Origin of the sequence: Rhizobium sp. BK591 (assembly GCF_014195045.1) — a bacterium.
Classification (GTDB): domain Bacteria; phylum Pseudomonadota; class Alphaproteobacteria; order Rhizobiales; family Rhizobiaceae; genus Rhizobium; species Rhizobium anhuiense.
The window spans coordinates 278,862-294,098 of the sequence record NZ_JACIAZ010000008.1; the positions used below are offsets into that span (position 1 = coordinate 278,862).

At 62.1% G+C, this 15,237-nt stretch carries 9 protein-coding genes; 5 read left to right on the forward strand and 4 right to left on the reverse strand.

The window, feature by feature from the left end:
• The first annotated feature begins 7 nt into the window (after nucleotides 1-7).
• Genes FHX10_RS30030 through FHX10_RS30040 form a run of 3 tightly spaced genes read left to right on the forward strand, consistent with a single transcriptional unit; the run spans nucleotide 8 to nucleotide 2,828 of the window.
• Entirely contained in the window at nucleotides 8-1,033 is a 1,026-nt protein-coding gene (locus FHX10_RS30030) for an ABC transporter substrate-binding protein (RefSeq protein WP_047618900.1), read from the forward strand.
• Complete coding sequence (locus FHX10_RS30035; protein ID WP_048338447.1) at nucleotides 1,030-2,070, forward strand: FecCD family ABC transporter permease; 1,041 nt, start codon at nucleotides 1,030-1,032, stop codon at nucleotides 2,068-2,070. The genes FHX10_RS30030 and FHX10_RS30035 overlap by 4 nt, the downstream gene beginning before the upstream one ends.
• On the forward strand, nucleotides 2,067-2,828 hold the full coding sequence (locus FHX10_RS30040; protein WP_063473566.1) for an ABC transporter ATP-binding protein: 762 nt from the start codon (nucleotides 2,067-2,069) through the stop codon (nucleotides 2,826-2,828). Before FHX10_RS30035 ends, FHX10_RS30040 begins: the two co-directional genes overlap by 4 nt.
• A 7-nt stretch (nucleotides 2,829-2,835) precedes the next feature.
• Here FHX10_RS30040 and FHX10_RS30045 read toward each other — a convergent pair whose 3' ends face one another.
• Nucleotides 2,836-3,303: an Lrp/AsnC family transcriptional regulator gene (locus tag FHX10_RS30045; protein ID WP_048338445.1), complete on the reverse strand. Its 468-nt coding sequence runs from the start codon at nucleotides 3,301-3,303 to the stop codon at nucleotides 2,836-2,838.
• 153 nt (nucleotides 3,304-3,456) lie between these two features.
• Here FHX10_RS30045 and FHX10_RS30050 point away from each other — a divergent pair, with 153 nt between their 5' ends.
• Nucleotides 3,457-4,647, forward strand: coding sequence for an amino acid aminotransferase (locus FHX10_RS30050; protein ID WP_097543745.1), 1,191 nt, complete (start codon nucleotides 3,457-3,459; stop codon nucleotides 4,645-4,647).
• Nucleotides 4,648-4,673: 26 nt separating this feature from the next.
• On the forward strand, nucleotides 4,674-6,302 hold the full coding sequence (locus FHX10_RS30055) for a thiamine pyrophosphate-dependent enzyme (RefSeq protein WP_183845431.1): 1,629 nt from the start codon (nucleotides 4,674-4,676) through the stop codon (nucleotides 6,300-6,302).
• A 39-nt stretch (nucleotides 6,303-6,341) separates the two neighbouring features.
• On the opposite strand, the gene glgB is transcribed toward FHX10_RS30055, so the two are convergent.
• From glgB to FHX10_RS30070, 3 genes are read right to left on the reverse strand one after another with little or no spacing between them, the layout of a single operon-like run.
• Nucleotides 6,342-8,552, reverse strand: a complete 2,211-nt coding sequence (gene glgB, locus FHX10_RS30060) for a 1,4-alpha-glucan branching protein GlgB (protein ID WP_063473563.1) — start codon at nucleotides 8,550-8,552, stop codon at nucleotides 6,342-6,344.
• Nucleotides 8,549-11,830: a maltose alpha-D-glucosyltransferase gene (gene treS / locus FHX10_RS30065; RefSeq protein ID WP_183845430.1), complete on the reverse strand. Its 3,282-nt coding sequence runs from the start codon at nucleotides 11,828-11,830 to the stop codon at nucleotides 8,549-8,551. The genes glgB and treS overlap by 4 nt, the downstream gene beginning before the upstream one ends.
• Complete coding sequence (locus tag FHX10_RS30070; RefSeq protein ID WP_183845429.1) at nucleotides 11,831-15,055, reverse strand: alpha-1,4-glucan--maltose-1-phosphate maltosyltransferase; 3,225 nt, start codon at nucleotides 15,053-15,055, stop codon at nucleotides 11,831-11,833. It lies immediately after the preceding gene.
• Nucleotides 15,056-15,237 lie beyond the last annotated feature (182 nt).

A 15,237-nucleotide genomic window follows, 5' to 3' on the forward strand; every position in this document is an offset into this window, starting at 1 on the left:
TTTCTTCGTGACCAGCCTCAAATCAATTCTGGCCGCCTGCGGCCTTTCCGCCCTGATCGGCTTTGCCGCAAATCCATCTTTGGCCGGTTCGACGACCTACCCGTTGACGCTGGAAAACTGCGGTGCTGAGGTAACTTTCAAGAAGGCGCCCGAGCGGGCGATCGGCCTCGGCCAGAACAGCGCGGAAATCCTGCTGTTGCTCGGCCTCCAGGACAAGATGGTCGGCACCGCCTTCTGGCCGAGCAAGGTCCTGCCGCAGCTCGCCGAGGCCAATGCCAAGGTCAAGCTCCTGACCGTCGAAATGCCGACCTTCGAGTCGATCCTCGCCGAAAATCCCGACTTCGTGGCGGTGGCCTTGCCGAGCCTGGTCGGGCCGAACAGCAAGGTCGCCAAGCGCGACGATTTCGACAAGGTCGGTGTCGCCACCTATCTCTCGCCCAGCACCTGCCTCAGCACCAAGGACGTCAAGGACCAGTACGGCAGCCGCGGCGAGCTGTGGAACATGGATCTTCTCTACAAGGAGATCGACGAACTCTCTGAGATTTTCGACGTCGCCGACCGCGGCCAGGCGCTGATCGCCGACTTCAAGGCGCGTGAGGCCAAGCTTCGCTCCGGCGTTTCCAAGGACGGCGTGAACCTGTCCTATGTCTTCTGGTTCTCCAGTCCCAGCCCGTCGGCCGATGCCTATGTCGGCGGCAAGAACAGCGCCTCCGGCTTCATCGCCGACCTGCTCGGCGGGCATAATGCGATATCAGCGGAAGCCGAATGGCCGACGATCGGTTGGGAAGGCATCATCGCCGCCAATCCTGACGTGATCGTCGTGGCCAGCCTCGACCGTAACCGTTGGGAACTCGACAAGCCGGAGGCCAAGATCAAGTTCCTGAACACCGACCCGGCCGTCAGCCAGACCCCAGCCGTCAAGAACAAGGCGATCGTCGTCATGGACGGCCAGGCGATGAACCCGACCATCCGCACGATCTACGGCGCCGAGCAGGTGGCCGAGCAGCTGAAGGCTCTCGGTCTGCTGAAGTGACGGAAGCGGGCAGTCTCTTCCGGCAGCTGGGAGCGGCCACCGCACTGCTGCTCGCCTCCCTCTGCCTCATCGCTGTCGCCGTCGGCGTCAGCGTCGGCATCGGCGACCTGCCGATCCCGCTGGCGACCACTTTTTCGGCCGTCACCAACCGGCTCGGATGGACCGCGGTCGAACTGAACCGCATCCACGAGACCGTCATCTGGGATTATCGCCTGAGCCGCGCGCTCGTCGCCGCCTTCTGCGGCGCGGGCCTTGCGCTGTCGGGCGCGATCATGCAGTCGCTGCTGCGCAATCCGCTTGCCGAACCCTATGTGCTCGGCATCTCCGCCGGCGCCTCCACCGGCGCCGTCGCGATCGTCATCTTGGGCGTCGGCTCGGGCGCGGTATCGCTATCGGCCGGCGCCTTTGCAGGGGCCTTCGCGGCCTTCTTCTTCGTCGCACTGTTGTCGAACGGCACGCGCGGCGGCGCGGACCGCACCATTCTCGCTGGCGTGGCCGCATCGCAGCTCTTCAACGCCTCGACCTCCTATATCGTCACCACCTCGGCCAATGCGCAGCAGGCCCGCGACGTCATGTTTTGGCTGCTCGGCAGTTTTGGCGGCGTGCGCTGGCCGGAATTCGCGCTGGTTTCGATCGTCGTCGGGTTCGGCCTCGCCGCCTGTCTGTTCTATGCGCGCGTGCTCGACGCCTTCGCTTTCGGCGACGAGGCGGCATCCTCGCTCGGCGTCAATGTCGGCCGCGCCCGCATGGTGCTCTTCGCGCTGACCGCAATGATGACGGCGACGATCGTCAGTATGGTTGGCTCCATCGGCTTCGTCGGCCTCGTCGTGCCGCATGTCGCCCGCTTTGTCGTCGGACCGCTCCATATCCGGCTGCTGCCGGCCTGCGCCATAACAGGGGCGATTTTCATGGTGCTCGCCGACATCGCCGCGCGCGCCCTCATTCCCAACCAGATCCTGCCGATCGGCGTCGTCACGGCCCTGGTCGGCGTTCCCTTCTTCTCCCTCATCCTCTACCGGTTCCAGCGCGCGACATGAGCATCAAGGCCGACAACCTCACCTGGAAAATTGGCAGGAAGACCATTCTGGACGGCGTCTCCCTGGAGGCGCAGCCCGGCCGGATGCTCGGCCTGCTCGGGCCGAACGGCTCGGGCAAGACCTCGCTGCTCAGGCTTCTCGCCGGCCTGAAGCGGCCGCATGCCGGCCGCGTCACGCTCGACCGCAGCGATATCGGCACGATCAGCCGCCGCTCGATCGCCCGGCGCATCGCCTTTGTCGAGCAGCATGCCACGACGAATGCCAATCTGAAGGTGGTCGACGTCGTCAAGCTCGGAAGGTTCCCGCACCGGTCGATGTTCTCGGGCTGGACCAAGGCCGACGAAGAGGCGGTCGAAAGTGCGCTCGCGCGCGCCGGCATGGCGGAGAAACGCGACGATCGCTGGCAGAATCTCTCTGGCGGCGAAAAGCAGCGCACCCATATCGCAAGGGCACTCGCTCAGTCGCCGCAGGAGCTGATCCTCGACGAGCCGACGAACCATCTCGACATCCAGCACCAGATCGGCCTGATGCGGCTCGTCTCCGGCCTGCCGATCACCAGCATCGTCGCTTTGCACGATCTCAACCATGCCGCCATGTTCTGCGACCAGCTGATCATCATGCAGCAGGGCAGGATCGTCGCCACCGGCGCACCGCAGGACGTATTGAGCGAGGCCCTTCTGCGCGACGTCTTCTCCGTCGAAGCCCGCATCGAAGCCTCACCCTATCACTCGCGCCCGCATATCCATTATCTCAGGTGAGAGCGTCTCAGGTCACGATCTGCAGCGGCAAAGCGGTCGTCTTTTTCAGTGTCTTGAGGACGATGCTTGACTTGACCGACGCCAGATTGTCGGTGACCCGGATCATTCTTTCGAGAAACTGGCTGAGATGTTCGAGGTCGCGCGTCATGACCTTCATCAGAAAGTCGGCGTCGCCGGTCTGCGAATAACACTCCAGGATCTCCGGCGCGGTCTCGATGAAGCGATGAAGCCGCTCGTTGCCGCCTTCCGTATGTGCTCTCAAGCTGACGAGCGTATGGGCAACGACGGTAAAACCCAGTTTCACCGGATTGAGGATGGCGACGACACTCTGGATATATTGCTCGTTGCGCAGCCTTTCCAAACGGCGAGCGCATTGGGTCGCAGAGAGATTGACCTTCTGAGACAGCTCGCTCTGCGTCACCTCGCTGTTTTGCTGGAGGGCGGCAAGCAATTTGATATCGAATGGGTCAAGCATGGCCGCCCTCCTCGAACGGTGAATTTCTGCACATCATAGCCATATCGCGCCGATTGTCTGCATGATGGCGCGGTTTCAGGGAGATAATCGCAGAAATTCGTCGTGAAAGTTCAGCTAGTCTGCGAGCCAGAATTCAAGAAACGAGGTGGACTTGTGTTTGACGAACTGAACAGTCGGCCGGCCGACAGCCTGCTTGCACTCATCAAGGCCTTCCAGGCCGACGATCGCCCCGGAAAAATCGACCTTGGCGTCGGCGTCTATCGTGACGCCATGGGACGCACGCCGGTGATGCGTGCCGTCAAAGCGGCGGAACAGTTTCTCCTGGAGACCCAGGACAGCAAGAAATATCTCGGGCCGGAAGGCGACCTGCAATTCGTGCGCCTGCTGCAGCCCATCATCTTCGGAAAATCGCCGACGTTTACGCAACGCCTCGTCGGCATTCAGACACCCGGTGGAAGCGGCGCCTTGCGTCTCGGGGCCGAGCTTATCCAGGCGGCAAATCCATCGGCGAAGGTTCTGCTCGGGACGCCAAGCTGGCCAAATCATGCGCCGATCTTCAGCTCGGCGCGCTTGCCGGTAAAGGAGTACGCCTTCGTCGACTTGGCGTCGCAGCAGGTGATATTCGAAAGCGTGATCGACGCCTTGTCTTCCGCTCGGGAAGGCGACGTCGTTCTCCTTCACGGTTGCTGCCATAATCCGACCGGTATCGACTTCACTATGGAACAGTGGCTAGAGATTACCGAGCTCCTTGTCGCGCATCGGCTGGTGCCGTTCATCGATCTCGCCTATCAGGGGCTTGGCGACGGCCTCGAACAGGACGCCGCGCCGGCACGCATGGTCCTCGACGCAGTCGATGAGGCGCTGATCGCCTATTCCTGCGACAAGAATTTCGGTCTCTATCGCGAGCGTGTCGGCGCGCTCTATGTCATGGCCCGCAATGGAGATGACCTGAGGAAAGCCGAAAGCAACATGGCGGCACTTGCCCGTGTGAACTGGTCCATGCCGCCCGACCATGGCGCCGCCATCGTCAGGACCATTCTCGAGAGCGCCGAGATGACGGCCATGTGGTGCGCCGAGCTCGAAGAGATGTGCCAGCGTGTCAACGGCAACCGGGCAGCGCTCGCCGCCGCCTCCCCTGATCTGGCCTTCATCGCCCGGCAGCGCGGTCTGTTCTCCAATCTCGCCATGTCGAAGGATACGGCCGTCGCGCTCAGAGCGAGCCACGGTATCTACATGGCGGATTCTGGGCGCATGAACCTTGCCGGCATGCAGCCGGCCGACGCCGGCGCCATTGTCGCGGCGCTTCGAGCCGAAGGCTGCCTGAAATCATCGGCAGTCGCCTAGCCGAACGCCCGCATTGGAGTCTTCAGATGAGCAGGAAAGAAACGACCGGTCAGGCGATGACCCGTTCCCTCGTCGCCCATGGGATCGACACGGTCTTCGGCATCCCCGGCGCCCACATGTATGATTTCAACGATGCCCTTTACGGCGCCGGCGATAAGGTTCGGTTCATTCACACCCGGCACGAGCAGGGCGCCGGCTACATGGCTTACGGCTATGCCAAGTCCACCGGTCGGATCGGCGCCTATACCGTCGTGCCTGGGCCGGGCGTCCTCAATTCCGGCGCAGCTCTATGCACCGCTTATGGAGCCAACGCGCCAGTGCTTTGCATTACCGGCAACATCATGTCCCATTTGATCGGTCAAGGCAGAGGGCAGTTGCACGAATTGCCGGATCAGCTCGCCACGATGCGCGGAATCACCAAGACGGCGGAACGCATCAATCACCAGTCCGAAACCGGTCCTGTCATGGCCGGGGTCGTCAGTAAAATGCTCTCGGGCCGCCAAGGTCCGGGAGCGGTCGAAGCGCCATGGGACGTGTTTGGACAATCCGGCCCCGAAATCGACCTTCCCGTCGGTTCGAGAGCGCTTTCTCCGGTCGTGAACCCCGATGCGATCGCCGCCGCAGCGGCACTGATTTCAGGTGCCAAGAACCCGATGATCATGGTCGGCGGCGGTGCGGCAGATGCCGGCGCCGAGATCGCAGCACTTGCAGAACTGCTGCAGGCCCCCGTCACCGGCCATCGCTCCGGCAAGGGCATCGTCGCCGACGACCATCCGAACTATCTGAATTTCGTCGCCGCCTACGAATACTGGAAGAAGGTGGACGTCCTGATCGGCATTGGCAGCCGGCTCGAATTGCAGTTCATGCGATGGAAGTGGCTGCCCAAAGGTCTCAAGGTCATCCGCATCGATATCGATCCGACCGAAATGGTCCGCCTCAAGCCCGATGTGGGCATCGTCTCGGATGCCAAGGCGGGAGCACAGGCTCTGCTCGATGCCGTGGCAGGTTCCAGCCGCGAGGATCGCACACGCGAATTTGCCGACCTCAACACAGAGGCCAGGTCTCGCTTCTCGGCAGTACAGCCGCAGCTCGCCTATCTCGATGCCATCCGCGAAGCTCTGCCAAGGGACGGCTTCTTCGTCGAGGAAATCTGCCAGATGGGCTTTACCGCCCGATTTGCATTCCCGGTCTATGGCCCTCGCCAATACGTCACATGCGGTTATCAGGACAATCTGGGTTTCGGCTTCAACACGGCCTTGGGCGTCAAGGTCGCTCATCCCGACAAAGCCGTTATTTCCATTTCCGGCGATGGCGGCTTCCTGTTCGGCGTTCAGGAACTTGCCACAGCCGTCCAGCACAAGATCAATGTCATCGCTGTCGTCTTCAACAATTCTGCCTTTGGCAACGTGCTGCGCGACCAGAAGCAGGCGTATAAGGGCCGCTATCTTGGCTCGGACCTCACCAATCCGGATTTCGTCGCCCTTGGCGAGAGCTTCGGCATTCGCGCGTTCAGGGTGACGAGCCCCGGCGCATTGAAAGACGCGCTCGAGAAAGCCCTATCACTCGACGAACCCGTTCTCATCGAGGTTCCCGTCGAGAAGGGATCCGAGGCGAGCCCCTGGCCTTTCATTCATGCGGCTCCGCATGCCGAATGATGCCAAACGACCGCGAAGCCGCAAGGGCCTGAGACCTCGTCAAGGCGACGGCCCCTGCAGAAACATCGTCGACAGCGGCGGCAGCGTCAGCGACAGGGAGACGGGCCTGCCGTGGGCCGCCACGGGTTCAGTCGAGACCGCGCCATTGACCAGACCCGAGCCGCCATATTCCCGTGCATCGGTCGTTATCCGTTCGATCCACACACCGTCGCTCGGCACACCGATCCTGTAACCGTAACGCGGCACCGGCGTGAAATTCGACACGACCAGGAACGACGAAGCGCGGGCGGGCGCGTAACGGAGCATCCCGAGAACGGAATTGACGGCGTCGTCGGCTGCCGCCCATTCGAAGCCCTCCGGGTGAAAGTCGCCGAACTGCAATGCCGGCTCTTGCCCGTAAAGGCTGTTCAGATCGCGCACCAGCCGCTGGATACCGACATGCTGGGGCCGGTCCAGTACATCCCAGGTCACCGAACCGTCATGGTTCCACTCGCCCGGCTGGGCGATTTCGCTGCCCATGAACAGAAGCTTTTTGCCGGGATGGCCCCACATGAAGGCAAGATAGCTGCGCAGATTGGCGAATTTCTGCCATTCGTCGCCCGGCATCTTGGTCAGCAGCGAGCCCTTTCCGTAGACGACCTCGTCATGGGAAATCGGCAGCATGAAGCGCTCGGAATAGGCATAGATCATCCCGAAAGTCATCGTACCGTGGTGATAGCTCCGGTAGATCGGATCTTTCTCGATGTAGCTCAGGCTGTCATGCATCCAGCCCATGTTCCATTTAATGTCGAATCCGAGTCCTCCCTGCTCCGGCGGTTTCGTCACTCCGGGCCAGGCCGTCGATTCCTCGGCGATCATCATCGCGTGCGGGCAGCGCTCGTGAATGATGCTATTCAGGTGCTTGAAGAATGCGACCGCTTCCAGGTTTTCGCGACCGCCATATTGGTTGGGAATCCACTCGCCCTCGTTGCGGCTGTAGTCGCGGTAAAGCATCGAGGCAACCGCATCGACCCGCAAACCGTCGATATGGTAACGCTCGAGCCATTCGAGCGCGCTGGCGATCAGGAACCCTTTCACCTCGTTGCGGCCGAGATTGTAGATCAGCGTGTTCCAGTCGCGGTGAAAGCCTTCGCGCGGATCTTCGTGCTCGTAGAGTGCGCTGCCGTCGAAGCGAGCAAGCCCCCAGACGTCTGTGGGAAAATGGGCCGGCACCCAGTCGAGGATGACGCCGAGCCCGGCGCCATGGCACCGGTCGACGAAATAGGCGAGATCCTCAGGCGTTCCGTATCGGCCGGTGGGCGCAAACAGGCCGAGCGGCTGATAACCCCAGGAGCCGCCGAAGGGATGCTCCATGATCGGGAGGAGCTCGATATGGGTAAAACCCATGTCGCGGGCATAGGGAACGAGCCGCTGGCTGAGCTCGACCCAGTCGAGTGACCTGTTGCCATCCTTTTGGTCGCGAAGCCAGGAGCCGGCGTGCACCTCGTAGACGGAGAATGCGCCCTCCAGTCTGTCTTGCAGGGATCGGCCCTTCATCCAGCCGTCATCGCTCCATCGAAACGGCGTCGACGATGCGACGATGGATGCGGTCGACGGGGCGGCCTCGCTCGCCCTTGCCACCGGATCGGCCTTCTGCGGCAGGCAGGTCCCCTGCGCGTCGACGATCTCGAACTTGTATCTTTCGCCGGGGGCGAGGCGCGGAACGAACAGTTCCCAGACGCCCGCCGACGGTCTCAACCGCATCGGGTTTCGCCGCCCGTCCCAGGCATTGAAGTCGCCGACGACCGAGACACGGCGCGCATTCGGAGCCCACACGGCAAAGCGGACCCCTGATATGCCGTCGATCGACATCGCCATAGCGCCGAGCGTCCGGCTCAGGCTGTAGTGGGTGCCTTCCGATATCAAATGGAGGTCGAGTTCTCCCAGCAGCAGGCCGAAACTGTAGGGATCCTCGGTGATCTGGACGGCATCCGGCCAGGTGATCCGCAGCCGATATCCCGTCCTCGACGCGGCCACTGCCGCAAACAGGCCGGACGGATGGGCGATGCTGAAAGGCGTCACCACCCGACCGCTCGCCGCCTCGATGAGATCGACCGCTTCGGCGCCGGGCAGGTAGACCCGCACGATCGTCATGCCACCGCTTTCGTGGGGACCGAGGATCGAAAACGGATCGCCATGACGTCCCTCGATCAGGGCCCATAACGCATCCTGTCCGATGCCTGATAGAAGTTCCGAACGTTCAACATTCATGCCTTCACCCCCGCCAGACGCGATACGATTTCGGTAAAGCCGGATAATGGGATCGGAAGCCATTTCGGCCTGTTGCGGGCTTCATAGGCGATCTCGTAGGCGGCCTTTTCGAGAAGAAAGGCATCGAGAACCCTCCGTCTTTGATTGGCTGGCATGTCAAGCTCCTTCGATACGGAGACCGCCTGCGAATAGGCATCGAGAAAAGCCTCCTCGGCATGGCGCCCGAAGCGGGCGATCGCCTCGCGCCGGACTTCGTTCTCGTGTTCGATGACTGCGTCGTTATCCAGTTGGGCGGTGGCCACGAGATAGCTCAGCGATCTCAAAAGCCCGGCGACATCGCGCAGCGGGTTGGTCTTGGCGCGGCGCTCGGTCAGGTTTTTCGCGGGTTCCCCCTCGAAGTCGATGATGACGGCATCGCCCTCGCTGACGAGGATCTGGCCAAGATGGAAATCGCCATGCGTGCGCGTCATCAGCGTATGCCGGGCGCTCGCCGCCAGCGTCGCGGCGAGCTCGGCGAGTTCGGAACGGCGCGCGAGAAGCGGTGCTGCGAGCAGGTCGATCGCCGGATCGGCGTTCTCCTCGCGTTCGACAAGTTTCGACAGGGCATAGGCAACCTCGCCGGCAACGGCCTTCTTCATCGCCTCGACCTCGCTGTCGCCTGCGACCACCGGACTGAAGGCTTCGTCATCGGTCTCCCCGGCGAGTACGACATGCAGTTCGCCGAGCCGGAGGCCGACCATCGCGACGAAACTGATCAGCGACCGGAAGACGTCGTCGCCGGGCTGGACGGCCGGGTCGTTCAGCACGAGTTCGTCTGCCCCACGGCGCAGATTGTTCAGCATCCAGTTCCAGGCGTCGCCTTGATTGCGGATCGCGCCCTGGACGATGATCAAGGTCGAACGGCGTCCGCTGGAATCGGTGTGCGCGACCTCGCCGAGCAGGGGCGCCGTGTGGTCATAGCCGGCGCGGGTGAGATAGCGCGTCATCTCGACCTCCGGATGGATACCCGGAAAGATGTGCCTGATCAGCTTGATCATCGCGAGGTCGCCGACGATCAGCGAACTGTTGGACTGCTCGGCCGAAAGCCAATGGACCGCAAGGTCGTCAGTGACTTCAAGGCGATCGAGCCGCTCCGTGCCGAGAAATTCGAGGGTGCCGGTGCGGCCGGTGATGCGGGAGCGGTCGCGAAGTCCGCGCAGGATGCCGCGCGCCATCGCCTCCACGGCAAATCCATCCGTGAGGAAGCCAACGCGCCTGCCCTGGCGAATCCGTCCGAGCGCCAGTTGCTGGGTCAGCGCGGAGGGTTGCGCATCGTCCCAGGCGACCGCCAGCGGCAGTTGATAGGATTCGCTATGGTTCGGCAGTACGGCTTCCAATTCACCGAGAACGATACCGTCGGCGAATGGGATCGGCGTCGCGGAGATCAGACGCGCTGCCTGAAGCGCCTGGTCCTTCGCCCCGAACCACCGCCGTTTCGCGAGATAGGCAGGCAGGATTTCAGTGCTGAGGGCGCGCGCAAGCTTGGGTTCATCGACAAGATCGAGCAGGCCGCGGCGGATGACCATCGTCACCAGATCTGGAAGCTGCTCCGGCGGCGCGGTGCGCCATGCCGGCGGGTCGGCATCGGCCTCCAATTGGAACCAGAAGAAGCCGTAGGGCGGCAGCGTAAGCAGATAGGTCAGTTGACCGATCGGCGGAAAGGGTGACATGCCGGTCAGTTCGATGGGCACGCGGCCCTCGAAGCTCGACAGGTCGAGTTCGACGGCCTGTGGCAGCCGCGAGAGGTTTGCGACGCAAAGCAGGGTCTCGTCTTCATATTCCCGGAGATAGGCAAGGATCTTGCGGTTCTCCGGTGAGAGGAACCGCAGCGAACCACGTCCGAAAGCCGGATGCCTGCCGCGCAGCGCCAGCATTTTGCGCGTCCAGTTCAGCAGCGAATGCGCGTCCGTGCTCTGCGCCTCGACGTTGACGGCCTCGAAACCGTAGAGCGGATCGGCGACCGGCGGCAGGACGAGACGCGCCGGGTCTACCCTGGAGAAGCCGCCATTGCGGTCCGGAGACCATTGCATCGGCGTCCTCACCCCATCCCGGTCGCCGAGATAGATATTGTCCCCCATGCCGATCTCGTCGCCATAATAGATCACCGGCGTTCCCGGCATCGACAGAAGCAACGCGTTCATCAGTTCGATCCGCCGGCGGTCGCGTTCCATCAGCGGCGCTAGGCGCCGCCTTATGCCGAGATTGATGCGGGCGCGCTTGTCGGATGCATAGGTCTCCCAAAGATAGTCCCGCTCGGCGTCGGTCACCATTTCGAGCGTCAACTCGTCGTGGTTGCGAAGGAAGATCGCCCATTGGCAGTTGTCGGGAATCTCCGGCGTCTGACGCAGGATGTCGGTGATCGGGAACCGGTCCTCCTTGGCGATCGCCATATACATCCGTGGCATCAGCGGGAAGTGGAAGGCCATGTGGCATTCGTCGCCGTCCCCGAAATATTCGCGCGTGTCCTCCGGCCACTGATTGGCCTCGGCAAGCAGCATCACGCCGGGATGGGTGGCGTCGAGAGCGGCGCGAATGCGTCTGAGGATTGCATGGGTTTCCGGCAAGTTTTCGTTGATCGTTCCCTCGCGCTCGACGAGGTAGGGGATCGCGTCGAGACGAAATCCGTCTATGCCGGTTTCCAGCCAGAAGCGCATCACCCTCAGCAATTCCTCCATGACGAGGGGGCTGTCGAAATTCAGGTCGGGTTGATGGGAATAGAAGCGGTGCCAGTAATAGGCGCCGGCAACGGCGTCCCATGTCCAGTTGGATTTTTCCGTGTCGATGAAAATAATCCGCGTTTCCGGAAATTTCTGATCGGTATCCGACCAAACGTAGAAGTCGCGCTCCGGTGATCCCGCTGGCGCCTGGCGGGCGCGCTGGAACCAAGGATGCTGATCGGAGGTGTGGTTGATGACGAGCTCGATGATGACGCGGATATTGCGCTGGTGAGCAGCATCGACGAAGGCGCGGAAATCCTCCACCGTCCCGTAATCGGAGCTGACATTGCCATAATCGGCAATGTCATAGCCGTCGTCGCGGCGCGGAGAGGGAAAGAACGGCAGCAGCCAGATGGCGTTGACGCCGAGGGCCGCGATGTGATCGAGCTTCTGGTGCAGGCCGGCAAAATCGCCGACCCCGTCGCCATTGGCGTCGTAGAACGACTTGATGTGCAGCTGGTAGATGATCGCATCCTTGTACCACAGCGGCTGGTGTGAGCCATCGGCATTCATCGCGTCCATTCATGCCTCCCTTGAGCGAATACGCCAGATCGCATAGGGCAGGACCTCGGGGTTGAACCCGATGCTCTGCCATTTCCCGGTCCACTTGAAACGATGCCCGACGATCAGATCTTCGGCATCCAGCGTGCCGCCGTCTCCGAGCGACCAGTGCCAGAGCGGCAGTTCGACGTCGCTTTGCTGGAAATTGTAGGGGTCGAGGCTGATGGCGATCAGCAGGACATTGTCGCGGGCACGGCTTGCCTTCTCGAAAAACAGGATATTGTCATTTCGCGCATTCAGCAGCGTCAGCCCGAGATGCGAATGCAGCGCGGTGTTTTCGGTCCGGATGCGGTTGAGCGTCCTGATTTCGGCAATGATATTGCCCGGCCGGTCATAGTCCCAGGCACGGATCTCGTACTTCTCGCTGTCGGCATATTCCTTGCGTTTAGCGTCAGGACGCCCCTCGCAAAGTTCGAAACCGTTATAGACGCCCCACAAACCCGACAGGGTGGCGGCAAGGGCTGCGCGGATCAGGAAGGCCGGACGTGGCGCATTCTGCAGGAAATCCGGATTGATATCATGGGTGTTGACGAAGAAATGCGGGCGGAAGAACTCCTTCGCCGGCGTCTCGGTCAGCTCTCGCATATATTGCTCGAGCTCCCATTTGGCATTGCGCCAGGTGAAGTAGGTGTAGGACTGGGAGAAGCCGATCTTTGCCAGCCGGTACATGACCTTCGGCTTGGTGAAGGCCTCCGACAGGAAGACGACATCAGGGTGACGCGCCCTGATATCGCCGATCAGCCATTCCCAGAACGGAAAGGGTTTGGTGTGCGGATTGTCGACGCGAAACAGCTTGACGCCCTGATCCACCCAAAGCTGGACGACATCCCTGAGCTCCACCCATAACGAAGGCAGCGCGTCTTTCGTGTAGAAATCGACGTTGACGATATCCTCGTATTTCTTCGGCGGGTTTTCGGCATATTTGATCGTGCCGTCGGGACGCCAGTCGAACCAGCCGGGATGCTCCTTCAGCCAGGGGTGATCCGGCGACGCCTGGATCGCGAGGTCGAGAGCGATCTCGAGACCATGCCGGCTTGCCGCCTCGACCAGCCGGCGGAAATCCTCGAACTCGCCGAGCTCGGGATGGATGGCATCGTGGCCGCCGTCCTCCGAGCCGATGGCATAGGGGCTTCCGGGATCGCCCGGCGCGGCTTTCAAACTGTTGTTACGGCCTTTCCGGTTGGTCGAACCGATCGGATGAATCGGCGGGAAATAGAGCACGTCGAAGCCCATATCGCGGATGGCGGGCAATCTGGGGATGACGTCGTCGAAAGTGCCGTGCCGGTCCGGATCGCCGCTCTGCGAGCGCGGGAAGATCTGATACCAGCTGGCAAAGGCGGCCGCCTTCCGTTCGGCATCGACGGTGCTTGCCTCTGAGCGAAGCCGAAACGGCCGGCTGTCCGCCCTGTCCATCAATCCGGATGTCCCGGCATCGAGCAGGATCGCCGTGCGCTCGACATCGGACGCCCTTTCGAGACTGTCGGCGAGGGCCTGCAATTCGGTGCGGAGCGCAGCACCCGCATGCGTCTCAGCCGAGCGGACGAGGTTCAGGCCCTCCTGCAGTTCGAGCTTCAGGTCCAGCCTGGCATCGTTCTTCTTCGTCAGTTCGTAACGAAAGATCGCAAACGGGTTTTTCCATGCCTCGATGGCAAATTCGTAGCGTCCGGTGCGCTCCAGCAGGAATTCGGCGCGCCAGCGGTCGTTTTCGACCAGTTGCATCTCCGTCTCGTTCCAGTCCGCAGCATCGACCGGCCGCCAGAGCAGGACTGCGACGAGCGGGTCGTGGCCGTCGGCAATTATATCCGCCTCGACGGCCACGATGTCGCCGACCACCCGCTTGACGGGAAAGCGCCCGTCGTCGACCCTCGGCATGATGTTTTCGATGGCGAGCCGCGCCGACGCGACCGCCTGCTCGATCTCGAGGATCGGCTGGGATGTGATCGGCGACGGCGCCTTACATTCAACCACCCGGGCCTCCCCGGCCCGCAGCCGCAGCGGCGCGCCGTCGGTCGCGACGGGAAGAAAACCGGAAGCCGCTTCGCGAAGGGCCGTCACCGGCGCGGGTGCGCTCTTCCGAAGATCCCTATTGAGCAGGATGAAGCGTACATTCTCGGCGCTGCGCAGGTCTTCCGCCTCGGACTGCAGAAGTGCCGAGACCGGGCCATTGGCGTTGCGGATCAGCCGCAGCGATGCGGCACGCGCATGAGGGTTCTTGCCGATCTCATTGTTTGCAAGGCGAATTTCGGAGGAAAGATCAAAAGCGAGGTCATGGCGCATCCCTCGCAAGCCGGCTCCATTCCCATGGGTCGGATCGAGTGGCGTGGTTGCACCATATTCGAAGCCCATCGGAACCATCAGGCCGCCGCCGAGCGAGGCAGCAAGACGCAGCGCCCTGACCGCGCGCCGTTCGAGGACTTCGCGGCTCTCGGTTCCGTGCGCGATCCGCCGGGCGAATGGCGGCTCCGGAAAAGCGATCTGCCAGCCGAACGGTGCCTGGACGCGGTATTCTTCGATGAACCATCTCTCGTCGAGATCCCACCAGGCCATCGATGAAAAACATCCATCGAAGCCTGTATCCCTGACCGCGTCCCTCACGCCAAAATCAGTACCGGGCGTCCAGGCGAGAAATTGCGCGTCCGCCTTCTCCTGGATTGCCGAAATCAGCGATCTGAAAATCGCCGGCGCGACGCGATCAATCCCGAGCGTCCGGTAACCGGCGAGGCCGAGCTCGGTCAGCAACCGCAGCCGTTCAGTCCATTCCGCCAACAGCTGCGATTGGCGCTCTGCGCCCATCGCGGATATCGGGTCCTCGGGGTCTAATGGCGAGCGCCGGGGGTCGACGGGATGAAAGTCCGCTTGGGAAGCCCGGACTTTGCCGTCGAGCATCAAGTCCATCATCAAGGCGACACCGCTCTTGCGGGCAGCCTCCGCCAGAAACCCCACTCCATCCTCGACCTCGCGTCCGAGCGATAGTTGAGGATCGAGGCAATCCAGATCTTGGGAGGCGAAGACGCTGCGCTCCCCGCCCCGATCGAAGAGAGGTGCGGTCAGCACACGGTCGAAGCCCATCTCCGCCGCATGGTCGAAAACCTCGCGCCACGCATCGACACCCTGAAGAAGGAGTGGATTGACATAATAAATCCGGGGTGGGGTGCTCAACACACCCTGGTTCGCAGAGAATAACATCGTCCGCCGCCTCGAGTTGGTTTAGAGGCAAACTTTTTTTGGCGGCGGTTGTTCCACTAAAACTGGCAATTCGCGATGCGCCAGATACCGTCGGCCGCGTTGGCGCGGGATCGATGGGGCGCGTTCCAAGGCGCTCGCACTGCGGCGAAGCCTTGAAGGTTCGTGCCGTTTTTGGGTAGTCT